The sequence below is a fragment of the Cellulomonas cellasea genome (assembly GCF_006538745.1).
Lineage (GTDB): Bacteria > Actinomycetota > Actinomycetes > Actinomycetales > Cellulomonadaceae > Cellulomonas_A > Cellulomonas_A cellasea.
In genome coordinates, this window is sequence record NZ_BJLR01000045.1 from 23,454 (window position 1) to 46,449 (window position 22,996).

A 22,996-nucleotide genomic window follows, 5' to 3' on the forward strand; every position below is an offset into this window, starting at 1 on the left:
ATGGCCACGCTAGAGATTCGCGACCTGCACGTCAGCGTCGAGACCAAGGAGGGCCCCAAGCCCATCCTGCGCGGTGTCGACCTGACGGTCGGCAGCGGTGAGACCCACGCCATCATGGGCCCCAACGGCTCGGGCAAGTCCACGCTGGCCTACTCCCTCGCGGGCCACCCGAAGTACGAGGTCACGGCCGGCACGGTGACGCTCGACGGCGCCGACGTCCTCGCGATGAGCGTGGACGAGCGCGCCAAGGCGGGCCTGTTCCTCGCGATGCAGTACCCCGTCGAGGTCCCGGGCGTCTCGGTGACGAACTTCCTGCGCACCGCGAAGACCGCGATCGACGGCCAGGCGCCCGCGCTGCGGACGTGGACCAAGGACGTCAAGGCGGCCATGGAGCTGCTGCGCATGGACCCCGAGTTCGCGACGCGCAACGTCAACGAGGGCTTCTCGGGCGGCGAGAAGAAGCGCCACGAGATCCTGCAGCTCGAGCTCCTCAAGCCGAAGTTCGCGATCCTCGACGAGACCGACTCCGGTCTCGACGTCGACGCGCTGCGCATCGTGTCCGAGGGCGTCAACCGCGTCCGCTCGGGCGGCGAGGTCGGCGTGCTGCTGATCACGCACTACACGCGCATCCTGCGCTACATCACGCCCGACTTCGTGCACGTCTTCGTCGACGGCAAGGTCGCCGAGCAGGGCGGGCCCGAGCTCGCCGAGCGCCTCGAGTCCGAGGGCTACGACCGGTTCCTGCCGACGGGCACCGTCACCGCGTGACCTCCCGGCCGGTGGTCCCGCCCTGCTCCGGCGGGCGGGCCCACCGGCGGGCACCGGCCGTCACCCGCGGCCGGTCGCACACCCAGCAAGGACGGACGACGTGACCACGACCCAGGAGCGCCGGCTGGGCGCGAGCGAGCTCGCTGCGGTGCGCGCCGACTTCCCGCTGCTCACGCGCACGCTGCGCGACGGCCGCCCGCTCGTGTACCTCGACTCCGCGGCGACGTCGCAGAAGCCCGAGGTCGTCCTCGACGCCGAGCAGGACTTCTACGCGCAGCGCAACGCCGCGGTGCACCGCGGAGCGCACCAGCTCGCCGAGGAGGCGACCGAGGCGTTCGAGGACGCGCGGGGCCGGGTCGCGTCGTTCGTCGGTGTCTCGCCGGGCGAGCTCGTCTGGACGTCGAACGCGACCGCGGCGCTCAACCTCGTCGCCTACGCGATGCAGAACGCGTCGCTCGGCCGCGGCGGCGCGGACGCCCGGCGGTTCGCGCTCGGGGCCGGCGACGAGATCGTCGTGACCGAGCTCGAGCACCACGCGAACCTCGTGCCGTGGCAGGAGCTCGCCGCACGCACCGGGGCGACGCTGCGCTGGATCGGCGTGGACGACGACGGGCGGCTGCGGACCGACGAGCTCGCGACCGTCGTCACCGACCGCACGCGGGTGCTGGCGTTCACGCACGCGTCGAACGTCACGGGCGCGGTCACGGACGTCGAGGCGTTCGTCGCGCGGGCCCGCGAGGTCGGGGCGCTCACCGTGCTCGACGCGTGCCAGTCCGTGCCGCACCTGCCCGTCGACCTGGCGGCGCTCGGCGTGGACTTCGCCGCGTTCTCCGGCCACAAGATGCTCGCCCCCACGGGCGTCGGCGCGCTGTACGGGCGGCGCGAGCTGCTCGAGGCGATGCCGCCCGTGACGACCGGCGGCTCGATGGTCGAGGTCGTCACGATGGAGACCACGACGTACGCGCCGCCGCCGCAGCGCTTCGAGGCCGGCACGCAGATGGTCTCGCAGGCCGTCGCGATGGGTGCGGCCGCGAGCTACCTGCAGGAGCTCGGGATGCCCGCGGTCGCGGCCCACGAGGCGGAGATCGCCCGGGCGCTGCTCGACGCGGTCGCGTCCGTGCCCGGGGTGCGGGTCGTCGGCCCGACGGACACCCGGGACCGGCTCGCCGCGGTGTCGTTCGTCGTCGACGGCGTGCACGCGCACGACGTCGGTCAGGTGCTCGACGACGCCGGGGTCGCCGTCCGCGTCGGCCACCACTGCGCGCAGCCGCTGCACCGCCGGTTCGGCGTGGCGTCCACGACGCGCGCGAGCGGCGCGGTGTACACGACGCTCGAGGAGATCGAGGTCTTCCGGGAAGCACTCGCGGGGGTCCGGGCGTTCTTCGGGGTGACGGACGCACCGGCGCCCGTGGCCGGCGTGCGGGAGGGGCTGCGATGAGCTCGATGGAGCAGCTGTACCAGCAGGTCATCCTCGACCACGCGCGCGCGCCGCACGGCCGGGGGCTCGTCGCCGCCGGACCGCACACGGGCGAGTCGCACCAGGTCAACCCGACGTGCGGCGACGAGGTCACGCTGCGCGTCGACGTCGACCACGGACGGGTCGCCGCGCTGAGCTGGGAGGGCGAGGGCTGCAGCATCTCCCAGGCCTCCGTCTCCGTGCTCCACGACCTCGTGACCGGTACACCGCTCGACGAGGTCGACGCGCTCGCCGCGGAGTTCCGTGAGCTCATGGGCTCGCGCGGAGCCGGGCTGGACGACGACGCGGCGGAGCGTCTCGGCGACGCGACCGCCTTCACCGGGGTCGCGAAGTACCCCGCTCGCATCAAGTGCGCGCTGCTCGGCTGGGCCGCACTGCAGGACGCGCTCATCAGGACCGGCGCCACCGCGCCGGCCGGGACCAAGGAGGACGCATGACAGCCACCACACCGGGCGGCGCACCCGCGAGCCCGACCACGGCCGCGGACGTCGAGGAGGCCCTGCGCGACGTCATCGACCCCGAGCTCGGCATCAACGTCGTCGACCTCGGGCTCGTCTACGGCGTCACGGTCGACCAGACCAACACCGCCGTGATCGACATGACCCTGACGTCGGCTGCGTGCCCGCTGACCGACGTCATCGAGGACCAGGCCGGGCAGTCGCTCGACGGCGTCGTCGACGGCTTCCGGATCAACTGGGTCTGGATGCCGCCGTGGGGCCCCGAGAAGATCACGCCCGACGGCCGCGAGCAGATGCGGGCGCTCGGCTTCAACATCTGAGCGACCGACCACGCGAGGCGCACCGCTTCGCGGAGCGCGGAGCGGTGCGCGTCGCCCGGCACCGCCGCACGACGCACGAGAGCCCGGCACCGCACAGGTGCCGGGCTCTCGTCGTCGTGGGGGCGCGAGCGGCCGGGGGCCGGTCCGGCGCGGTCGCCGCGGGTCAGAGGTCCGTCGCCGCGAACGTGTCGCACGCCGCCATGTCGCGCTCGTTGTACCCGGTCGTGAACCAGCGCTGACGCTGCTCGCTCGACCCGTGCGTCCACGTGTGCGGGTTCACGCCCCCGCCGGACTGCTCCTGGATGTGGTCGTCGCCCACGGCCTCGGCCGCCGACAGTGCGTCCGCGAGCTGGGTGTCGGTGATGGGCTCGAGGAACGGGACGCCCGTGTCGGGGTCGACCGTGCTCGCGGCCGTGCCCGCCCAGACGCCCGCGTAGCAGTCGGCCTGGAGCTCGACGCGTACCGAGTCGGACGTCGCGCCGGTGCCCTGGCGGTCCGCGCGGTCCATCACGCCGGTGATCGTCTGGATGTGGTGGCCGTACTCGTGCGCGGTGACGTACATCTCGGCGAGCTCGCCGCCGGAGGCGCCGAACTGGCTCTGCAGCAGATCGAAGAACCGCAGGTCCATGTAGATCTTCTGGTCGGGCGGGCAGTAGAACGGCCCGGTCGACGCGGACGCCTGGCCGCAGCCGGTCCCGACCGAGTCCTGGAACGCCCGGACGCCCGGGGCGACGAACTCGACTCCCGCGGCGGGCAGGGCCGCAGCCCAGTACGCGTCGAGCGACTGCACGGTCCCGGACAGGCGGCACTCGCGCGTCGTGTTCGCCTCGTCGACGCTGCACTCGCCGATCGTGCCGACCTCCTCGGCCGCCCCGCCGCCCTGCGCACCGCCGACGACCCCGCTGAGGTCCACGCCGGTGAACTGGGCGATCAGGAACACGGCGATGCCGAGCAGCCCGACACCTCCGCCGACCGCGGCACCACGTCCGCCGCGGCTGGTCTCGACGCGACCACCCTCGAAGCCGCCACCCTCGCTGAATGTCATGGCGCAGACGGTAGACCGCTGCTCACGGGCGTGCACGGCGAGACGGACGCCCGTCCGGTTCCTCGCCGAGCCCGCGCGCAGCGAGCGCGTCCCCGACGGACCGCGCGTGCGCGACGGTCCGGATGGCGGCCGGCACGAGCAGCGCGCGCGGGTCGCGTTCGAGCCCGCGGGCGCGCGCGGCGTCGCGCACCTCGTGCGCGGTGCGTGCGAGCACGGGCACGGTCCGGAGCATGAGGCCCACGGCGAGCGCGAACGTCTCGGGGGGCAGGCCGACGTGCCGGAGAGGGCGTGCGAGCCGGGTCAGGGTGTCGAGCAGGCGGTCGGACGGAGTCGTCGCGGTGACGACGACGGCGGTGAGCACGAGCGCGACGAGGTCGACCGCGACCTCGACCGCGACCGCCCACCCGCGGGCCCACCACTGGTAGGCGCCGACGAGGGCCGCGGTGAGGAGCACCGGACCGAGACCCCGGAGCGTCACGTGCGGTGGCAGGCGCCCGACGAGCGCGAGCAGGGCGGCGACGCCGAGGGCCAGGACGGCGCTGAGCGGGCCGGTCGCCACGACCACGGCGACGCCGAGCACCGCGAGGCCCGCGAGCTTGAGCCCGGGGCGCGCACGGTGCAGGACGGTCGCGCCCGGGTGGTAGAGGCCGAGCGGCCCGGCCCACGGCGCGCGCTGCGGGCGGCCCGCGCGCCTGGCCCGCCTCGCCATCACGGCCGCGCCCGGGCGGCGGTGCACCGGTGCGTCGCCGTGCTCGTCGTCCGCCTGGCGCTCACCACGGCCTCCGGCCGGACATGAGCGCCCGGTACGCCGCGACCCCCTCGTGCGGGTCGCCGTCGAACACCACCGCGCCGCCGTCCACGACGAGCACCCGCTCGGCCCGCTCCGCCGCGTCGAGGTCGTGCGTCACGAGCAGCACCTGCTGGTCGAGCCCGGCGAGCAGCTCGTCGACGGCCCGGCGCCAGCGCAGGTCGAGCAGCGTCGTCGGCTCGTCGCACACGAGGACGGCCGGCTCGGTCGCGAGGACCCCGGCGAGCGCGAGGAGCTGCTTCTGCCCGCCCGAGAGCGCGTGCACCGGGACCTCGGCCCGCTCGCCGAGCCCGAAGCGCTCGAGCACCGCCCGGGCGCGGGCGTCCCGCTCCGCGGCGGGCAGCCGGAGCCGGCGCAGCGACAGGGCGACGTCCTCCAGCGGCGTCGGCATGACGAGCTGCGCCTCGGGGTCGGTGAACACGAAGCCGACGCGCTGGCGCACCGCCGGGCCGTCGCGGGACGTGTCGAGCCCGTCGACCCGCACGCTGCCCGACGACGGCAGCGCGAGCCCGTTGACGAGGCGCGCGAGCGTCGACTTGCCCGAGCCGTTGGCGCCGACGACCGCGATCCGCCGTTCCGTGAGCCGGCACGTCACGGGCCCGAGCAGCGTCACGACGTCCTCGGACCGGCCGTCGTGCGAGGCGTACGCGGTCACGGTGACGGCGTCGAGCTCGATCATCGGACGGGCGTCATCGGGTGGGCGTCACGGGGTCCGTGTCCGCCGGGTCAGCGGCGCGAGCGCAGCAGGTCGGGGAACGCGCGGAACAGCGCCGTGGCGACGAGCGCCGCGAACAGGTTCTTCACGACGTCGCCCGGCAGGAACGTCGCGCCGGCGGCGATCGCCTCACCGGGGGACATGTCGAGGCGCCAGCCCATCACGGCGATCCCGAGCGGGTGGATGGCGACGAGGCTCGTGACCGTCGCGCAGGCGACGATCGCCCAGTACCGCCGCGCGGGCCGGAGCCGGGCGGCGAACCGCGAGACCAGGAAGCCGACGAGCGCGGCCGCGAGGACGAAGCCCACGATGTAGCCGAACGACGGCTTCGCCACGACGGCGAGCCCCCCGGCGCCGCCGGAGAACACGGGCAGGCCGGCAAGGCCGACGACGACGTAGAGCAGGACGGCGAGCGCGCCGCGCCGGGCGCCGAGCACGATGCCGGTGAGCATCACACCGAACGTCTGCAGCGTGATGGGGACCGCGAGCCCCGCCACCGGGATCGCCGGGAGGATCGCGCACACGGCGATGAAGGCCGCGAACGTGGCGACGAGCGCGACGTCGGTCGCCGCGGAGGTCCGCGCGACGGGCAGCGCCGGCCGCCCGGCCGCGAGGGCTCCGGACGGCCGCACGGCGGTGGGCTCGGAGGCGTCGGTCATGGGGTCTCCCTGGTGTCGGAGGCAGCGATGCCGGGCGGTGCGGGGCTGGGCTGGTCTGTGCGGGACGTACGCGGCGGTGCGGGTCCGGCGGTGGACCGGGTCCGGACCGTGGACGCCCTGCTCGGCGTCCGGTGCGCTGCGACGCGGCACGCCCGGACGAGGTCGGCGGGGCGCGACCGGGTGCAGCGGCCGGGCGCAACGCTAGCCGGTCGTAGACTTGGTCGCGTTTGTGCCCGCGTCCAACACCGGCGTGCGGCCTTCGGAGGAAAACCACAGCCCGACCCAGTCCATCGGCGCGCCCGCTTCCCGTGCGGCGCGCCGGTCCCGGAAGGACCCCCGTGATCACTGCCCATGCCGTCGAGCTGCGTGTCGGCGCACGCGTGCTGCTCGAGGAGGCGACGTTCCGCATCGCCGCCGGGGACCGGATCGGGCTCGTCGGGCGCAACGGCGCGGGCAAGACGACGCTGACCAAGACGCTCGCGGGGGAGACCCAGCCGTCGGGCGGGCAGATCACGCGCGCCGGCGAGATCGGCTACCTCCCGCAGGACCCGCGCACGGGCGACCTCGAGGCGCTCGCGATGGACCGCATCCTCTCGGCGCGCGGGCTCGACGAGGTCGTGCGTGCCATGCGCGAGACCGAGGGCCAGATGGCCAGCGCCGACGACGACACGCGCGACACCGCGATGGAGCGCTACACCCGGCTCGAGGCGCGCTTCACGGCGGCCGGCGGGTACGCGGCCGAGAGCGAGGCGAGCCGCATCGCGGCGAACCTGGGCCTCGACGAGCGCGTGCTCGGGCAGACGATCGGCACGCTGTCCGGTGGTCAGCGCCGCCGCGTCGAGCTCGCGCGCATCCTCTTCTCGGGCGTCGACACGCTGCTGCTCGACGAGCCGACCAACCACCTCGACGCCGACTCGATCCTGTGGCTGCGCGACTACCTCAAGAACTACCCGGGCGGCTTCGTGGTCATCAGCCACGACACCGAGCTGCTGCGCGCGACCGTGAACAAGGTCTTCCACCTGGACGCGAACCGCGGCGAGCTCGACCAGTACAACCTGGGCTGGGACGCGTACCTGCTGCAGCGCGAGACCGACGAGAAGCGCCGCAAGCGCGAGCGCGCCAACACCGAGAAGAAGGCCGCGGTGCTGCTCGCGCAGGCCGACAAGATGCGCGCCAAGGCGACCAAGGCCGTCGCCGCGCAGAACATGGCACGTCGTGCCGAGCGCATGCTGTCCTCGCTCGAGGAGGTCCGCGTCTCGGACAAGGTCGCCAAGCTCCGGTTCCCCGAGCCGGCGCCGTGCGGCAAGACGCCGCTCACGGCCGAGGGGCTCAGCAAGTCCTACGGCTCGCAGGAGGTCTTCACCGACGTCGACCTCGCGATCGACCGGGGGAGCCGCGTCGTCGTGCTGGGCCTCAACGGCGCGGGCAAGACGACGCTCCTGCGCATGCTCGCAGGGCTCGCGCAGCCGGACACCGGCGAGGTCAAGGCCGGGCACGGGCTCAAGCTCGGGTACTACGCGCAGGAGCACGAGACCCTCGACCTCACCCGGACGGTCGTGGAGAACCTGCGCTCGGCCGCGCCCGACCTCACCGACACCCAGGTGCGCTCGGTGCTCGGGTCGTTCCTGTTCTCGGGGGACGACGCCGACAAGTCGGCCGGGGTGCTCTCGGGCGGGGAGAAGACCCGGCTCGCGCTCGCGGCGCTCGTCGTCTCCTCGGCGAACGTCCTGCTGCTCGACGAGCCCACCAACAACCTCGACCCGGCGTCGCGCGAGGAGATCCTCGCGGCGCTGCGGGGCTACGCCGGGGCCGTCGTCCTGGTCAGCCACGACGAGGGCGCGGTCGCGGCGCTCAACCCCGAGCGCGTCGTCCTGCTGCCCGACGGCGACGAGGACCTGTGGAGCCCGGCCTACCTCGACCTGATCTCGCTCGCGTAGCGGGAGGCGGTCCGGGCGGCCGTCGCCGGAGGGGAGCCGGCCCGCACGCGCGCCCCGGCGCGGCGGTCGGCCCGGCGGGACGTCAGCGCAGCTGGGCGTCGATCAGCGCGTCCTCGACGTCCTCGGCGCTCGGGCCGCGGTCGCGTCGAGCGGGGCGCGGAGCGCGGGACGCGGCGGGCGGTGTGCCGTCGTCCCCGGGACCCGGTGCCCCTGCCCCGTCGGGCTCGTCCTCGTCGGCGACGCGCGCGTCGACCAGCTCGCGCCGCGCCAGCACGCAGAAGCCGACGAGCGCCCCGAGCGCGAACGTCCACCACTGGAACGCGTAGGACAGGTGCGAGCCGGGGTCGGTGCTCGGCGCCGGCAGCGGGACGAGGGCCTGGACGGGCGCCGGGTCCTCGTCGGCGAGCGCGCCGTACGCGCGGTACGGGGTCCGGCCGTCGAGCGCCGACCCGTCCGGCGCCTGGTCGAGCACCTGCGCGACCGAGATCGCCTGGACCTGGCCGGCCGCCGCCGCACGCGCGCGCGGCTCGTCGAGCCGGAGCCGGACGGTGACCTCGACGGTCCCGGCCGGGGGAGCGGGCACGTCGACGGCCGCCGAGCCGTCGGTCCCCATCCCGACGAACCCGCGGTTCACGACGAGCACCGCGCCCGGCTCCCCGCCCTCCTCGATGAGGAGCGGGACGAGCACGTGGTACCCGGGCGTGCTCTCGACCGGCCGGTTGCGCAGCAGCACGGTGGCCTCGGGCAGGTAGCGCCCGGTCACGACCGCCCGGCGCCACACGTCGTCCGTCGCGAGCGCGGCATCGGCCGCCGGCAGCACCTCGTCGAGCGGCACCGGCTCCGCGGCGTAGTTCCGCTCGACGACCCGGATGAGCGCGTCGCGCGCGACGTGCCGGTTCCACTGCCAGCGGCCCGCGAACGCGCAGCCGGTCGCGACGACGAGAGCGACGAGCACGAGCGCGAGCGCGCGGCGGACGTGCGGGCTCACGGCGTCCCGGCCACCTCGAGCTCACCGACGGGCACGGCGCCGCGCAGGAACCCGCGCACGTCGAGGTAGGAGCTCAGGTGCTCGCGGTGCTCGTCGCACGCGAGCCAGACCTTGCGGCGCTCGGGCGTGTGCAGCTTCGGGTTGTTCCACAGCAGGCCCCAGGCGGCCTCGGCGCGGCAGCCGCGACGCGAGCACACGAGCTCGTCGACCGCGTCGGGGGTGGGCTGCAGGAGGCTCATCGGGGTCCTCGGGATCCTCGGGGACTGCTCGGGTCCGGGTGGTCGGCGGGGTCGGCCGGACCGGCGCCGTCCTCGGGGCGCGCGGAGATCGCGCGGGTGTCCAGGTAGGTCGGTGCCCGGTCGACGCGCTCGCGGCCCGCGTTCGCGAACAGCACCGCGACGTAGGGCAGCACGACCGCGCCGACGATGAACAGCAGCGACACCCACGCGGGCACGACGCCCCACAGGACGACCGCGAGCACGAAGCACAGCGTGCGGATGCCCATCTGCAGCAGGTACCGGCGGGTGCGCCGCGCGAGGTCGTCAGCGAGCGGTTCCGGCGCGGACGTGATGCTGATCACGTCGTCCGTCTCACGGCTCTTCCTTCTCACCTCACGATGGTAGTCCGGTGTCGTTGTGGGCACCCGACAAGGGCGGCGCGCCATCTCGCGCGCGGGCGTCACCGACGCCCGGCCCGCGTGTCGGATACCGTCGGATCTCGTGCCGCAGACTCCAGCAGGTGAGAACGGACCCCGCAGCATCCTCGTCACGGGTGCCAACCGGGGCATCGGCCGCGCGATCGCGGAGCGCTTCGTCGCGTCCGGCGACAAGGTCGCCACGATCTACCGCAGCGGCGACCTGCCCGACGGCGTGCTCGGGGTGACGGGCGACGTGCGCGACACGGCCGCCGTCGACGCCGCGTTCGCCGAGGTCGAGGCCGCGCACGGGCCGGTCGAGGTGCTCGTCGCCAACGCCGGCATCACGCGCGACCAGCTCCTCATGCGGATGACCGACGAGGAGTTCGAGCAGGTCCTCGACGTCAACCTGACGGGGGCGTTCCGCTGCGTGCGCCGCGCGTCCAAGGGCATGATCCGGCTGCGCCGGGGACGCATCGTGCTCGTCTCCTCGGTCGTGGGGCTCTACGGCTCACCGGGCCAGGTCAACTACGCGGCGTCCAAGGCCGGGCTCGTCGGCATGGCCCGCTCCATCACGCGCGAGCTCGGCGGACGCGGGATCACCGCGAACGTCGTCGCGCCGGGCTTCATCGACACCGCGATGACCGCCGAGCTGCCCGCCGAGCGCCAGGACGCCTACAAGGCCTCGATCCCCGCCGGTCGCTTCGGCCACGCCGACGAGATCGCCGCAGCCGTGCACTTCCTCGCCTCGCCCGACGCCGCCTACGTCTCGGGGGCCGTCCTCCCCGTCGACGGCGGCCTCGGCATGGGCCACTGACCCCCTCTCGACTCCACCGGAACGGAACCGCACCCATGGGTCTGCTCGACGGCAAGAAGCTCCTCGTGACCGGCGTCCTCACGGACGGCTCGATCGCGTTCCACGTCGCCCGCCTCGCCCAGGAGCAGGGTGCGCAGGTCGTGCTCACGTCCTTCGGGCGCCAGTTCCGCCTGACGCAGGCGATCGCCCGCCGGCTGCCGGCCGAGGCGCCCGTCGTGCAGCTCGACGTCACGTCGGCCGAGGACCTCGCCGCGCTCGCGGACCGCGTGCGTGAGCTCGGGATCGACCGCCTCGACGGCGTCGTGCACTCGATCGGCTTCGCGCCGCAGTCCGTCATGGGCGGCAACTTCCTCGCCGGGGAGTGGGAGGACGTCGCGACCGCTGTGCACGTGTCCGCGTACTCGCTCAAGGCGCTCGCGGTCGCCGCGCAGCCGCTGCTCACGTCGGGCGGCTCGATCGTCGGGCTGACGTTCGACGCGCGCTACGCCTGGCCGGTGTACGACTGGATGGGCGTCGCCAAGGCCGCGTTCGAGTCGACGGCCCGCTACCTCGCGCGCGACCTCGGCCCGCACGGCATCCGCGTCAACCTCGTCTCGGCGGGCCCGATCCGCACGACCGCCGCGAAGTCGATCCCCGGGTTCGAGGCCATGGAGGGCGGCTGGCCCGAGCGCGCGCCGCTCGGCTGGGACGTGCACGACCCGGAGCCGACGGCCCGCGCCGTCGCCGCGCTGCTGTCCGACTGGTTCCCGGCGACGACCGGCGAGATCGTGCACGTCGACGGCGGCGTGCACGCGATGGGCCTGTAGCCCGTGGCCGGGACGTCACCGGTCGCCCGGCGGCTCGTGCTCCTGCGGCACGCGAAGGCCGAGCCGGGCGGGGTGCTCGACGACCACGTCCGCACCCTCGCGCTCGAGGGCCGGCGCCAGGCGGCGCTGGTCGGGGCGAGCCTGCGCGAGGCGGGTCTCGTGCCGGACGTCGTGCTGTGCTCGTCGTCGGTCCGCACGCGCCAGACGTGGGACGTCGCCCGCAACGCGCTCGGTGCGGACGCCGGGCACGTGGAGGTGAGCGACGAGCTCTACACGGCGGGCGCGCGCGAGCTGCTCGAGCTCGTGCGGTCCGTCGACCCGGAGGCGCGCACGGTGCTGCTCGTCGGCCACGAGCCGACGGTCTCCCAGGCCGCTGCGCTCCTCGCGGGCCCCGGCTCGGACGAGACGGCCCAGCTGCGCGTGCGCACCGGGGTCCCGACGGCGAGCTACTCGGTGCTCGAGACCGACGTCGCGTGGTCCGCCCTCGAGCCGGACGGCGCACGGCTGCTGCGCCTCGTCACCGCCGACTGACGTCGCGCCGCGGCCCGCGACAGGCTCAGGCGAACGGCCCGAGCGCGAGCACCTCGTCGAGCCGCGCGCCCAGCACCGCGTCGGCCTGCGCACACACGACCGGCTTGGCGTTGAACGCGACCCCGAACGCCGCCACGGCGATCATGTCGAGGTCGTTCGCGCCGTCACCGATCGCGACCGTGCGGTCCAGCGGGATCTGCTCGGCCGCCGCGAGCTCGCGCAGGAAGTCGGCCTTCGCGGCGCGGTCGACGACCGGTCCGCGGACCCGGCCCGTGAGCACGCCGTCCTGCGTCTCGAGCGCGTTGGCCCGGAAGCGCGTGATCCCGAGGCGTGCGGCGAGCGGCGCGACGACCTCGACGAAGCCCCCGGAGACGAGCCCGAGCGGCCAGTCCCGGCGGGCGAGCTCCGCGACGAGCTCCTCCGCGCCGGGCGAGAGCTCGACCGCAGCGAGGACGTCGTCGAACACGCCGACCGGCAGCCCCGCGAGGGCCGCGACGCGCGCGTGCAGCGACGCCGCGAAGTCCAGCTCGCCGCGCATCGCCCGCTCGGTGATCTCGGTGACCTCCGCGCGCGTGCCCGCGTGGTCGGCGAGGAGCTCGATGACCTCGCCCGTGATGAGGGTCGAGTCGACGTCCATCACGACGAGGTGCCGCGCGCGGTCGGCGTCGGGGCGGGCGTCGGCGGCGGCGGCAGGCACGGTGGTCACGCGAGGCAGGGTAGCCCCGGGCCCCTGCGGGCCGTCGCGCGCGTTCAGCCCTCGACGCCCGGGCCGGCGAACCGTCCGCCGGCTGGGCCGACGGGCGCGGGAGCTGCCGCGCCCGAGCGGCCTCAGCTCTCGATGACGTGGCCCTTGGGCACGACGGTGATGCCCGACTCCGTCACGGTGAACCCGCGCGCGAGGTCGTGCTCACGGTCGAGCCCGATCCGGGCGCGCTCGGGGACCACGACGTTCTTGTCGATGATCGCCCGGTGCACCTGCGCGTAGCGCTGGACCTGCACCCCGTCCATGAGGACCGAGTCCGTCACCTGTGCCCACGAGTGCAGGTGCGTGAACGGGGACAGGATCGACCCGGACACGGTCGCACCCGAGACGAGCACGCCGGGGGAGACGATCGAGTCGGCCGCGTGGCCCAGGCGTCCCGGTCCCGCGTGCACGAACTTGGCGGGCGGCAGGCCCGTGTAGCCCGTGAACACCGGCCACGAGTCGTTGTACAGGTTGAAGACCGGCTCGATCGAGATGAGGTCCTGGTTCGCGTCGTAGTACGAATCGAGCGTCCCCACGTCGCGCCAGTAGTCGCGGTCGCGGTCGGTCGAGCCCGGGACGTCGTTCTTGATGAAGTCGTAGACCGCCGCCGTGCCCTTCTCGACGAACGCGGGCACGAGGTCCCCACCCATGTCGTGGCGTGAGTTCGGGTCCGCCGCGTCGGCCGTGACCGCCGCGATGAGCGCGTCGGCGTTGATGACGTAGTTGCCCATCGAGGCGAAGATCTCGTCCGGCGAGCCCGGGACCGCGACGGGGTCGCTCGGCTTCTCGCGGAACGCCGCGATCCGGACCGGGTCGCTCGGGTCGGTCTCGATGACGCCGAACTGGTCGGCCATCCCGATCGGCTGGCGGATGCCGGCGACCGTGATCTCTGCGCCCGACTCGACGTGCTGGTCGACCATCTGGGAGAAGTCCATGCGGTACACGTGGTCGGCGCCCACCACGACGACGATGTCGGGGCGCTCGTCCTCGATGATGTTGAGGCACTGGTAGATCGCGTCGGCGCTGCCGAGGTACCAGTGCTTGCCGACCCGCTGCTGCGCGGGCACCGGGGCGACGTAGTTGCCGAGCAGCGTCGACATGCGCCACGTCTTGGCGACGTGCCGGTCGAGGCTGTGCGACTTGTACTGCGTCAGCACGACGATGTGCAGGTAGTGGGAGTTCACGAGGTTCGACAGCGCGAAGTCCACCAGCCGGTAGATGCCGCCGAAGGGCACGGCGGGTTTGGCCCGTGCCGCCGTCAGCGGCATGAGCCGCTTGCCTTCCCCACCTGCGAGGACGATTGCCAGGACGCGCGGCGCTGCCATGGGACAGACCCTAGGCCTCCACCGTTCCCGAGGCGAGGTGAACGCCGCGAAGGACTAGCGTGTCGCACGGTGGACGGGGCGGCCCCGGCCCGCCGATCAGGTGGAGAGGGGACACGATGCGAGTCGACCTGCTGACCAGGGAGTACCCGCCCCACGTGTACGGCGGGGCGGGGGTGCACGTCGCCGAGCTGGCGGCCGTGCTGAGGCGCAGCATCGACGTGCGCGTGCACTGCTTCGACGGTCCGCGCGAAGAGGCAGACGTGCACGGGTACGACGTCCCGGCCGAGCTCGCCGGCGCGAACGCGGCGCTCGCGACGATGGGCGTCGACCTGCAGATCGCGGCGCACCTCGAGGGCGCCGACCTGGTGCACTCCCACACCTGGTACGCGAACCTCGCGGGCCACCTCGGCGGTCTCCTCAACGGCGTGCCGCACGTGGTCTCGGCGCACAGCCTCGAGCCGCTGCGCCCGTGGAAGGCCGAGCAGCTCGGCGGCGGGTACGCGCTGTCGAGCTGGGTCGAGCGGACCGCGTTCGAGGCGGCCGCCGGCGTCATCGCGGTGAGCGGTGGCATGCGCGCCGACATCCTGCGCAGCTACCCGGCGATCGACCCGGACCGGGTGCACGTCGTGCACAACGGCATCGACCTGGCGGGCTGGCAGCGCCCGACCGACGACGCGGCGCTCGCCGAGGCCGACGCCGTGGTGCGTCGTCTGGGCATCGACCCCGACCGACCGTCCGTGGTGTTCGTCGGGCGCATCACCCGCCAGAAGGGCCTGCCGTACCTGCTGCGCGCGGCCGACCTGCTGCCGCCCGACGTGCAGCTCGTGCTGTGCGCCGGTGCGCCGGACACCCCGCAGATCATGGCCGAGGTCACCGGGCTCGTCGACGAGCTGCGTGCCCGCCGCGGCGGCGGGGTCGTGTGGATCGAGCAGATGCTCCCGCGGCCCGAGCTCGTCGCGGTGCTCGCGGCCGGCACGGTGTTCGTGTGCCCGTCGGTCTACGAGCCGCTCGGCATCGTCAACCTCGAGGCGATGGCGGTCGGGCTGCCGGTCGTCGGCTCCGCGACGGGCGGGATCCCCGAGGTCGTCGACGACGGCGTCACGGGCTGGCTCGTGCCGATCGAGCAGGTGCAGGACGGCACCGGGACGCCGCTCGACCCCGAGACGTTCGTCGCCGACCTCGGCGCGGCGCTCGTCGAGGCCGTCTCGGACCCGGCGCGGGCCGCCGAGCGTGGCGTCGCGTCGCGCCGGCGCGTCGAGGACCACTTCTCGTGGAACGCGGTCGCCGAGCGGACGATCGACGTCTACCGGAGCGTGCTGGGGGCCTGAGCGGGTCGTCGGGCCACCGGCGACGGGTGCCAGGCCCCGCAGCGCCGGCCGCGGGCTGCCCGGGCGAGCGTGGACGACGGCGTGGGCGGCCGGCGGCGTCCGGGGCTCAGAACGCGTCGGGCACGTGCGTGGCCGACGACATCGCGCGGCGGGCCGCCCGGTCGACCTCCCGCAGCGCGGTCGAGCGCTGGTCGGCCTGCCACAGGTTGACGGCGCCGCCGTCGTCCGCGGTCGCGAGCCGCACGATCGCCCGCAGCCGGGCCGCGCTCGCGAGCACCCGCACGCGCCGGCCCTCGAGCGTCGGCGGCAGGCCCCAGCCGGGGTCGACGTCGCTGCGCAGGGCGGCGATGGCCTCGGCCGCGTCGGGCCGCCACCGGGCCACGTCGAGCGACGCGAGCGCCTCGGTCGCCTGGATGAGCGCGGTGCGCAGGTCCCGCTCGGCCTCGGCGAGCGTGCCGACCTGCCCGACGAGCGCCGGGCGCCAGTCCGGGACGCGCGCGACCTCCCACGTGACGAGGTGCCCGGGCTCGTACGCGCTGCCGAACGCCTCGACGCGCGGGACGGCGGCGAACGTCCCGTGCAGCCCGTGCACGAGCACGCACTCTCCCGCGAGCACCGCGGGCCCGGCGACGGCTGCGGGCGCACCGCCCGGGTCGCCGGGGACCGGCAGGGCGGCGGCCGCGGCACGGGGGCCCGCGGCCCAGGCGGCGACGAGGTCCGGCAGGGTCGCGGCGGCCCCGAGGTCGGTGCCCTCGCCGACCTGGACGGTGTGCGGCTCGTCGTCGCCCTGGACGGCGGCGACGGCTCGCTGCACGGGCGTCGAGCCCGAGCCGATCTCCTGCAGCCAGAGCGCGAGCAGCACGGAGCGCGGCAGGGCGAGCACCGAGTGATCCACCGCACCACGGTACGACGCGGACCGCCGTGATCCGGGCACGCCCCGGTGACGTCCGGCCCGCCCGCGCCGACTAAGGTCGGTGCCCATGACCGACGTGCTCGACCTGCAGGACGTGTCCATCCGTCGTGGGACCACGACGATCCTGAACCGGCTCTCGTGGACCGTGCGCGAGGGGGAGCGCTGGGTGGTGCTCGGTCGCAACGGCGCGGGCAAGACGACCCTGCTCCAGGTCGCCTCGGGCCGCATGCACCCCTCGCAGGGGACCGCCGACCTGCTCGGTGAGCGCATGGGCCGGGTCGACGTGTTCGAGCTGCGTCCGCGCATCGGCCTGTCGAGCGCGTCGCTCGCCGACCGCATCCCGGCGGGGGAGACGGTGCGCGACGTCGTCCTCACCGCGGCGTACGGCGTGACGGGTCGCTGGCGCGAGTCGTACGAGGAGCTCGACGAGAGCCGCGCGGGCGACCTCCTCGCCGCGTTCGGGGTCGCGCACCTCGCCGACCGCCGGTTCGGCACGCTCAGCGAGGGCGAGCGCAAGCGGACCCAGATCGCGCGCTCCCTGATGACCGACCCCGAGCTGCTGCTGCTCGACGAGCCCGCGGCCGGCCTCGACCTGGGTGGGCGCGAGGAGCTCGTGGCCGCGCTCGCCGAGCTCGCGGGCGACCCCCGCTCGCCGGTGCTCGTGCTCGTCACGCACCACGTCGAGGAGATCCCGCCCGGCTTCACGCACCTGCTCCTGCTGCGCGACGGCGAGGTGCACGCGCGCGGGCCGCTCGACGAGGTGCTCACCGCGGAGAACCTGTCGGGGGCGTTCGGGCTCGACCTCGTGGTCGAGCGCAGCGGCGACCGGTGGACGGCGCGCGCGGCCGGCTGACGGCCCGGTCGGACCGTCCCTGACCTGCACGAGCGGATCAGCGTTCTCTCACGTCGGGGCAAAGCGATCGTCTAGAATCGATCCGACGACGCAGGGTCGTGACCACACCGGTCGCGGGCCGTCGCGTCGCCGGCACCCGAGAGACGGTGAGTCAGATGAACGCCTGGCTGTGGTGGGTCGGCGGCGCCACGCTGCTGGCCATCGCGGAGATCCTCTCCCTCGACCTGATCCTGCTGATGCTCGCCGCGGGCGCGCTCGCGGGGGCGGGCGCCGCGCTCCTGGGGGCCGACGTCGCGGTCCAGATCATCACCGCGATCGTCGCGTCCGTCCTGCTGCTCTTCGCGCTGCGCCCCTGGCTGCTGCGCCACCTGCGTCAGCGCACGCCGCTGGTCGAGACCAACGCGGCCGCCCTCGTCGGGCGGCCCGCGATCGTGGTCGCGACGACGACCGAGCTCGGCGGGCGCGTCAAGCTCGCGGGTGAGGTGTGGTCGGCGCGCACCGCCGCCGAGGACGTCACGTACCCGCCCGGCGCCGAGGTGCGCGTCACGTCGATCGACGGGGCGACGGCCGTCGTCGCGCTCGCCGAGCCCGCCTGATCCCAGCGCCACCGCGGTCTCGCCGAGCCCGCGGACCCCCGCGCGGGCCCGCTCGCGCAGCCACCGAGGAGCACAGTGGACGAGTCATCCGTCAGCCCAGGAACCATCGCCTTCTACGTCGTGCTGGGGCTGCTCGCCGTGTTCGCCATCATCGCGCTCGCGCGGTCGGTGCGGATCGTGCCGCAGACCGTCGCGGTCATCGTCGAGCGGCTCGGCCGCTACAACAGGACCCTCGACGCCGGCCTGCACCTGCTCATCCCGTTCGTCGACCGCGTGCGCGCCGGCGTCGACCTGCGCGAGCAGGTCGTGTCGTTCCCGCCGCAGCCGGTGATCACGTCCGACAACCTCGTCGTGAGCATCGACACGGTCCTGTACTTCCAGGTCACGGACCCCAAGTCGGCGGTCTACGAGATCGCGAACTACATCACCGCGATCGAGCAGCTCACCGTCACGACGCTCCGTAACGTCATCGGGTCGATGGACCTCGAGCAGACCCTGACGAGCCGCGACCAGATCAACGGCCAGCTGCGCGGGGTCCTCGACGAGGCGACGGGCAAGTGGGGCATCCGCGTCAACCGCGTCGAGCTCAAGTCGATCGACCCGCCGCAGAGCATCCAGGGCTCGATGGAGCAGCAGATGCGCGCCGAGCGTGACCGCCGTGCCGCGATCCTCACGGCCGAGGGCGTCAAGCAGTCGCAGATCCTCACGGCCGAGGGCGACAAGCAGGCGGCGATCCTGCGGGCCGAGGGCTCCGCGCAGGCGGCGATCCTCACCGCCGAGGGCGAGGCCCGCGCGATCCTGCAGGTCTTCGACGCCGTGCACCGCGGGGACGCCGACCCCAAGCTCCTCGCGTACCAGTACCTGCAGACCCTGCCGAAGCTCGCGTCGAGCCCGGCGAACAAGGTGTGGATCATCCCGTCGGAGCTGACCGGTGCGCTCGGCCAGCTCACCCAGGGCTTCGCGGGTGCGTTCGCGAGCGGCGACGGGCAGGCCGCCCCGACCCGCCCGCCGGGCACCTCGCCGCTCGGCGACGACCTGCCACCGACGTCGCTCGTCGACCCGGCCGAGGCGCTCGCCCAGGCGCGGCGCGAGCTCGAGATCGCCACGGCCGACGCCACGAGCGCCGGCACGCTCAGCGGGCAGCCCACGGACCCGCACGCCGAGGCGGGTCAGCGCCCGACGGGGGCCTTCGGGTACACCAAGCCGCAGCACGCGGCGCCGGGCGCCCCGGCCCCCGGCCAGGCGGCCCCGCGGCAGGCGTCCCCCACGCCGTCGCACGAGGCCGGCCCGCAGCAGGCCGCGCCGATCGAGCAGGACCCGCGCCCGTACGACGGGCCGCCCGCGCAGGGCTGACCCGCGCGGGGTGACGAGGTCGGGCGGTGCACCGCGAGCCGGTGCACCGCCCGAGCCGTCCCCGTCGACCCGGTCGGCCGGCACGCCGGGGTGCGACGCCCTGCGTCGAGGTGCACCGGGCGCGTGTCTGCCCTGAGCCGAACTCCCCGGAACTCGCTTGACCCCTGCTGAGCAGCGACGAAGGATGCACGGGTGCTCGTCCGACTCATCCGGCAGTACCTCGCCCCGTACCGGGGCGCCGTCGTGGCCGTGCTCGTCCTCCAGCTCGTCCAGACGCTCGCGACGCTGTACCTGCCGAGCCTCAACGCGGACATCATCGACAACGGCGTCGCGCGGGGCGACACGGCCTACATCCTGCGCGTCGGCGCCGTGATGCTGGGTGTGTCCCTGCTGCAGATCGTGTGCGCCGTCGCGGCGGTGTTCATCGGGTCGCGCACCGCGATGGCGTTCGGCCGGGACGTGCGCGGCGGGCTGTTCACGCACGTGCAGGAGTTCTCGGCGCGGGAGGTCGGGCGGATCGGGGCGCCGTCGCTCATCACGCGCACGACGAACGACGTGCAGCAGGTCCAGATGCTCGTGCTGCTGAGCTTCACGATGATGGTGACCGCGCCCATCATGCTCGTCGGCGGCGTGATCATGGCGCTGCAGGAGGACGTCACGCTGTCGTGGCTGCTCGTCGTCGTCGTGCCCGTCCTGGGCCTGACGGTCGGCCTGATCATCTCGCGGATGATCCCGTGGTTCCGGGCCATGCAGAAGCGCATCGACGCGATCAACCGGGTGCTGCGCGAGCAGATCACGGGCATCCGAGTGGTGCGGGCGTTCGTGCGCGAGCGGCGTGAGTCGGAGCGGTTCGCGGGTGCGAGCACCGAGCTGTACACCGCGTCGCTGCGCGTCGGGCAGCTCATGGCGCTGATGTTCCCGGTCGTGATGCTCGTGATGAACGCGTCGAGCGTCGCGGTCCTGTGGTTCGGCGCGCAGCGCATCGACGCCGGCCAGATGCAGATCGGCGCGCTCACGGCGTTCCTCAGCTACCTCATGTACATCCTCATGGCCGTGATGATGTCCACGATGATGTTCGTCATGGTGCCGCGCGCCGTGGTGTCGGCCGAGCGCATCGAGGAGGTCCTCGACACCGAGACCTCGGTCGTCCCGCCCGCGACGCCGCGCACCCCGGACCCGGGCCGGCGCGGGCACCTCGAGCTGCGTGGCGCCGAGTTCCGCTACCCGGGCGCCGAGAACGCCGTGGTGCGCGGGGTCGACCTCGTCGCCGAGCCGGGCCGCACGACGGCGATCATCGGCTCGACGGGTGCGGGCAAGACGACGCTGCTCAACCTCGTGCCGCGGCTCGCCGACGTGACGGGCGGCGCGGTGCTCGTCGACGGCGTCGACGTGCGCGAGCTCGACCCCGAGGTGCTGTGGACCGCGATCGGGCTCGTGCCGCAGAAGCCGTACCTGTTCAGCGGCACCGTCGCCTCGAACCTGCGCTACGGCAAGCCGGACGCGACCGACGACGAGCTGTGGCACGCGCTCGAGGTCGCGCAGGCGCGGGACTTCGTCGAGGCGATGCCCGAGCGGCTCGACGCCCCGATCGCGCAGGGCGGCACCAACGTCTCGGGCGGGCAGCGCCAGCGGCTCGCGATCGCCCGGGCGCTCGTGCGCCGGCCCGAGATCTACCTGTTCGACGACTCGTTCTCGGCGCTCGACTTCGCGACCGACGCCGCGCTGCGGGCGGCGCTGGTCCCCGAGACGCGCGACGCGACGGTGGTCATCGTCGCGCAGCGCGTCGCGACCATCCGGCACGCCGACCGCATCGTCGTGCTCGAGGACGGTGAGGTCGTCGCGAGCGGGACGCACCCCGAGCTGCTCGAGTCCTCGCAGACCTACCGCGAGATCGTGTACTCCCAGATCAGCGAGGAGGAGGCCGCATGAGCGCCGCCGCACCGGCCCGCCCGGCGAACGCCCCGGCGCAGCGCGGCCACGGCCCGATGGGCTCCATGGGCATGCCCGGGGAGAAGTCGGTCAACTTCCGCGGGTCGAGCCGCCGCCTGCTGCACGTGCTGCGCCCGGAGCGAGCGTGGCTCGGGGTCATCGTCGTGCTCGGCGTCGCGTCGGTCGCGCTCGTCGTGACCGGCCCCTGGCTGCTGGGCCGCGCGACGGACGTCATCTTCGACGGCGTGCTCGGGCGCCAGCTCCCGGCGGGCGTCTCGCAGGCGCAGGCCGTCGAGGGCCTGCGCGCCCAGGGGCAGGACCAGCTCGCCGACCTCGTGAGCGGCACCGGCGCCGTGCCGGGGGTCGGCATCGACTTCGCGGCGCTGCGCGGGATCCTCGTGCTCGTGCTCGTCGTCTACGTCGGGTCGTTCCTGTTCGGCTGGCTGCAGGCCCGCCTGACGACCGGCGTCGTGCAGCGCACGGTCTACACGATGCGCGAGGAGGTCGAGGCCAAGCTCTCGCGCCTGCCGCTGTCCTACTTCGACCGCCAGCAGCGCGGCGAGGTGCTCAGCCGCGTCACCAACGACATCGACAACGTCGGCCAGACGATGCAGCAGACGCTCTCACAGCTCATCACGTCGGTGCTCACGGTCGTCGGCGTGCTCGTCATGATGTTCTGGATCTCGCCGCTGCTCGCGCTCGTCGCGCTCGTGACCGTGCCGGTGTCCGTCGTGGTGACCGCGCAGATCGCGAAGCGCTCCAAGCCCCAGTTCGTCGCGCAGTGGGCCGCCACCGGGCGGCTCAACGCGCACATCGAGGAGATGTACACGGGCCACGCGCTCGTCAAGGTGTTCGGCCGCCAGCGCGAGGCCGTCGAGACGTTCCGCGTGCAGAACGACGAGCTCTACGACGCGAGCTTCAAGGCCCAGTTCATCTCCGGCACGATCATGCCCGCGATGGGGTTCCTCGCGAACCTCAACTACGTGATCGTCGCGGTCGTCGGCGGGCTGCGCGTCGCGTCGGGCGCGATCTCGCTCGGCGACGTCCAGGCGTTCATCCAGTACTCGCGCCAGTTCACGCAGCCGCTCACGCAGATCGCCTCGATGGTGAACCTCCTGCAGTCGGGCGTCGCGTCCGCGGAGCGGGTCTTCGAGCTCCTCGACGCGCAGGAGCAGAGCCCCGACCCGGCCGTCCCCGCGCAGGTCCCCGCCCCGGTGCGCGGCCGCGTCGCGTTCGAGGACGTCTCGTTCCGGTACGACGACGAGACCCCGCTCATCGAGCACCTCTCGCTCGTCGCCGAGCCCGGGCAGACCATCGCGATCGTCGGGCCGACCGGCGCGGGCAAGACGACGCTCGTCAACCTGCTCATGCGGTTCTACGAGGTCGGCTCGGGGCGCATCACGCTCGACGGCGTCGACACCGCGACGCTGACGCGCGACGACCTGCGCTCGCAGATCGGCATGGTGCTGCAGGACACGTGGCTGTTCGGCGGGACGATCGCCGCGAACATCACCTACGGCGCCGACGACGTGACGCCCGAGCAGATGGTCGCCGCGGCCGAGGCCACGCACGTCGACCGGTTCGTGCGGACGCTGCCCGACGGGTACGAGACGGTCATCGACGACGAGGGCGGCAACGTCAGCGCGGGGGAGAAGCAGCTCCTGACGATCGCGCGCGCGTTCCTCGCCGACCCCGCGATCCTCGTGCTCGACGAGGCGACGTCCTCGGTCGACACCCGGACCGAGGTGCTCGTGCAGCAGGCGATGGGCGTGCTGCGGGCGGGGCGCACGTCGTTCGTCATCGCGCACCGGCTCTCGACGATCCGCGACGCCGACGTGATCCTCGTGATGGAGCACGGGTCGATCGTCGAGCAGGGCAACCACGCCGACCTGCTCGAGGCCGGCGGGGCGTACGCGCGCCTGTATGCGAGCCAGTTCGCGGCGGCGGTGGCGTCGGCCGACTGAGGGCTGCGCCGCTCGGGCCGCTCCCGA

The 22,996-nt window shown here is 74.0% G+C and carries 24 protein-coding genes; 14 read left to right on the forward strand and 10 right to left on the reverse strand.

What is annotated here, in order from left to right:
• The 4 genes from sufC (at position 1) to CCE01nite_RS20745 (ending at position 3,023) form a co-directional block, all read left to right on the forward strand.
• Complete coding sequence (sufC, locus tag CCE01nite_RS20730; RefSeq protein WP_034626880.1) at positions 1-768, forward strand: Fe-S cluster assembly ATPase SufC; 768 nt, start codon at positions 1-3, stop codon at positions 766-768.
• A 100-nt stretch (positions 769-868) separates the two neighbouring features.
• On the forward strand, positions 869-2,206 hold the full coding sequence (locus tag CCE01nite_RS20735; RefSeq protein WP_034626882.1) for a SufS family cysteine desulfurase: 1,338 nt from the start codon (positions 869-871) through the stop codon (positions 2,204-2,206).
• Positions 2,203-2,682: a Fe-S cluster assembly sulfur transfer protein SufU gene (sufU, locus tag CCE01nite_RS20740; RefSeq protein WP_034626885.1), complete on the forward strand. Its 480-nt coding sequence runs from the start codon at positions 2,203-2,205 to the stop codon at positions 2,680-2,682. Before CCE01nite_RS20735 ends, sufU begins: the two co-directional genes overlap by 4 nt.
• Positions 2,679-3,023 (forward strand): metal-sulfur cluster assembly factor, encoded by a 345-nt coding sequence (locus CCE01nite_RS20745; RefSeq protein ID WP_034626887.1) that lies wholly within the window; start codon positions 2,679-2,681, stop codon positions 3,021-3,023. The genes sufU and CCE01nite_RS20745 overlap by 4 nt, the downstream gene beginning before the upstream one ends.
• A 163-nt stretch (positions 3,024-3,186) precedes the next feature.
• On the opposite strand, the gene ypfJ is transcribed toward CCE01nite_RS20745, so the two are convergent.
• Genes ypfJ through CCE01nite_RS20765 form a run of 4 tightly spaced genes read right to left on the reverse strand, consistent with a single transcriptional unit; the run spans position 3,187 to position 6,250 of the window.
• The gene (gene ypfJ, locus CCE01nite_RS20750; protein WP_034626888.1) at positions 3,187-4,068 is read right to left on the reverse strand and encodes a KPN_02809 family neutral zinc metallopeptidase; all 882 of its coding nucleotides are present in this window, start codon (positions 4,066-4,068) and stop codon (positions 3,187-3,189) included.
• 22 nt (positions 4,069-4,090) lie between these two features.
• Positions 4,091-4,804: an energy-coupling factor transporter transmembrane component T gene (locus CCE01nite_RS20755; protein WP_246056814.1), complete on the reverse strand. Its 714-nt coding sequence runs from the start codon at positions 4,802-4,804 to the stop codon at positions 4,091-4,093.
• 34 nt (positions 4,805-4,838) lie between these two features.
• Entirely contained in the window at positions 4,839-5,555 is a 717-nt protein-coding gene (locus CCE01nite_RS20760; RefSeq protein WP_034626890.1) for an energy-coupling factor ABC transporter ATP-binding protein, read from the reverse strand.
• A 47-nt stretch (positions 5,556-5,602) separates the two neighbouring features.
• A complete protein-coding gene (locus tag CCE01nite_RS20765) occupies positions 5,603-6,250 on the reverse strand; it encodes a biotin transporter BioY (protein WP_034626891.1) in 648 nt (215 codons plus the stop codon).
• A gap of 338 nt (positions 6,251-6,588) precedes the next feature.
• On the opposite strand from CCE01nite_RS20765, the gene abc-f reads away from it, so the two are divergent.
• Entirely contained in the window at positions 6,589-8,187 is a 1,599-nt protein-coding gene (gene abc-f, locus CCE01nite_RS20770) for a ribosomal protection-like ABC-F family protein (RefSeq protein WP_034626892.1), read from the forward strand.
• Positions 8,188-8,269: 82 nt separating this feature from the next.
• Here abc-f and CCE01nite_RS20775 read toward each other — a convergent pair whose 3' ends face one another.
• Genes CCE01nite_RS20775 through CCE01nite_RS20785 form a run of 3 tightly spaced genes read right to left on the reverse strand, consistent with a single transcriptional unit; the run spans position 8,270 to position 9,785 of the window.
• Positions 8,270-9,175 (reverse strand): SURF1 family cytochrome oxidase biogenesis protein, encoded by a 906-nt coding sequence (locus CCE01nite_RS20775; RefSeq protein ID WP_034626893.1) that lies wholly within the window; start codon positions 9,173-9,175, stop codon positions 8,270-8,272.
• Positions 9,172-9,414, reverse strand: coding sequence for a hypothetical protein (locus CCE01nite_RS20780; protein ID WP_034626894.1), 243 nt, complete (start codon positions 9,412-9,414; stop codon positions 9,172-9,174). The genes CCE01nite_RS20775 and CCE01nite_RS20780 overlap by 4 nt, the downstream gene beginning before the upstream one ends.
• The gene (locus CCE01nite_RS20785) at positions 9,411-9,785 is read right to left on the reverse strand and encodes a DUF3099 domain-containing protein (RefSeq protein WP_052103751.1); all 375 of its coding nucleotides are present in this window, start codon (positions 9,783-9,785) and stop codon (positions 9,411-9,413) included. Before CCE01nite_RS20785 ends, CCE01nite_RS20780 begins: the two co-directional genes overlap by 4 nt.
• Before the next feature lie 109 nt (positions 9,786-9,894).
• Here CCE01nite_RS20785 and CCE01nite_RS20790 point away from each other — a divergent pair, with 109 nt between their 5' ends.
• Genes CCE01nite_RS20790 through CCE01nite_RS20800 form a run of 3 tightly spaced genes read left to right on the forward strand, consistent with a single transcriptional unit; the run spans position 9,895 to position 11,963 of the window.
• The gene (locus tag CCE01nite_RS20790) at positions 9,895-10,626 is read left to right on the forward strand and encodes a beta-ketoacyl-ACP reductase (protein WP_034626896.1); all 732 of its coding nucleotides are present in this window, start codon (positions 9,895-9,897) and stop codon (positions 10,624-10,626) included.
• 35 nt (positions 10,627-10,661) lie between these two features.
• Positions 10,662-11,432 (forward strand): enoyl-ACP reductase FabI, encoded by a 771-nt coding sequence (gene fabI, locus CCE01nite_RS20795; protein ID WP_034626899.1) that lies wholly within the window; start codon positions 10,662-10,664, stop codon positions 11,430-11,432.
• Between the two features lie 3 nt (positions 11,433-11,435).
• The gene (locus tag CCE01nite_RS20800; protein WP_034626903.1) at positions 11,436-11,963 is read left to right on the forward strand and encodes a SixA phosphatase family protein; all 528 of its coding nucleotides are present in this window, start codon (positions 11,436-11,438) and stop codon (positions 11,961-11,963) included.
• A 25-nt stretch (positions 11,964-11,988) separates the two neighbouring features.
• Here the strand turns inward: CCE01nite_RS20800 and serB are convergent, their stop codons facing one another.
• Complete coding sequence (serB, locus tag CCE01nite_RS20805) at positions 11,989-12,669, reverse strand: phosphoserine phosphatase SerB (RefSeq protein WP_281282419.1); 681 nt, start codon at positions 12,667-12,669, stop codon at positions 11,989-11,991.
• A 122-nt stretch (positions 12,670-12,791) separates the two neighbouring features.
• Positions 12,792-14,033, reverse strand: coding sequence for a glucose-1-phosphate adenylyltransferase (locus CCE01nite_RS20810; RefSeq protein ID WP_034626906.1), 1,242 nt, complete (start codon positions 14,031-14,033; stop codon positions 12,792-12,794).
• Positions 14,034-14,149: 116 nt separating this feature from the next.
• Between CCE01nite_RS20810 and glgA the strand changes: the two genes are divergently transcribed.
• The gene (gene glgA / locus CCE01nite_RS20815; protein WP_034626911.1) at positions 14,150-15,361 is read left to right on the forward strand and encodes a glycogen synthase; all 1,212 of its coding nucleotides are present in this window, start codon (positions 14,150-14,152) and stop codon (positions 15,359-15,361) included.
• Between the two features lie 106 nt (positions 15,362-15,467).
• Here glgA and CCE01nite_RS20820 read toward each other — a convergent pair whose 3' ends face one another.
• Positions 15,468-16,256 carry an Rv1486c family protein gene (locus CCE01nite_RS20820; protein WP_141372956.1) on the reverse strand — a complete coding sequence of 263 codons (789 nt, stop codon included), beginning with the start codon at positions 16,254-16,256 and terminating at the stop codon, positions 15,468-15,470.
• Positions 16,257-16,341: 85 nt separating this feature from the next.
• On the opposite strand from CCE01nite_RS20820, the gene CCE01nite_RS20825 reads away from it, so the two are divergent.
• The 5 genes from CCE01nite_RS20825 (at position 16,342) to CCE01nite_RS20845 (ending at position 22,969) form a co-directional block, all read left to right on the forward strand.
• Positions 16,342-17,127, forward strand: coding sequence for an ABC transporter ATP-binding protein (locus CCE01nite_RS20825; RefSeq protein WP_141372957.1), 786 nt, complete (start codon positions 16,342-16,344; stop codon positions 17,125-17,127).
• A 155-nt stretch (positions 17,128-17,282) separates the two neighbouring features.
• Positions 17,283-17,723 carry an NfeD family protein gene (locus CCE01nite_RS20830; RefSeq protein ID WP_141372958.1) on the forward strand — a complete coding sequence of 147 codons (441 nt, stop codon included), beginning with the start codon at positions 17,283-17,285 and terminating at the stop codon, positions 17,721-17,723.
• 75 nt (positions 17,724-17,798) lie between these two features.
• The gene (locus CCE01nite_RS20835; protein WP_141372959.1) at positions 17,799-19,076 is read left to right on the forward strand and encodes an SPFH domain-containing protein; all 1,278 of its coding nucleotides are present in this window, start codon (positions 17,799-17,801) and stop codon (positions 19,074-19,076) included.
• 192 nt (positions 19,077-19,268) lie between these two features.
• Complete coding sequence (locus CCE01nite_RS20840) at positions 19,269-21,005, forward strand: ABC transporter ATP-binding protein (protein ID WP_141372960.1); 1,737 nt, start codon at positions 19,269-19,271, stop codon at positions 21,003-21,005.
• Positions 21,002-22,969 (forward strand): ABC transporter ATP-binding protein, encoded by a 1,968-nt coding sequence (locus CCE01nite_RS20845; RefSeq protein ID WP_246056816.1) that lies wholly within the window; start codon positions 21,002-21,004, stop codon positions 22,967-22,969. The genes CCE01nite_RS20840 and CCE01nite_RS20845 overlap by 4 nt, the downstream gene beginning before the upstream one ends.
• The last annotated feature ends 27 nt before the right edge of the window (positions 22,970-22,996 follow it).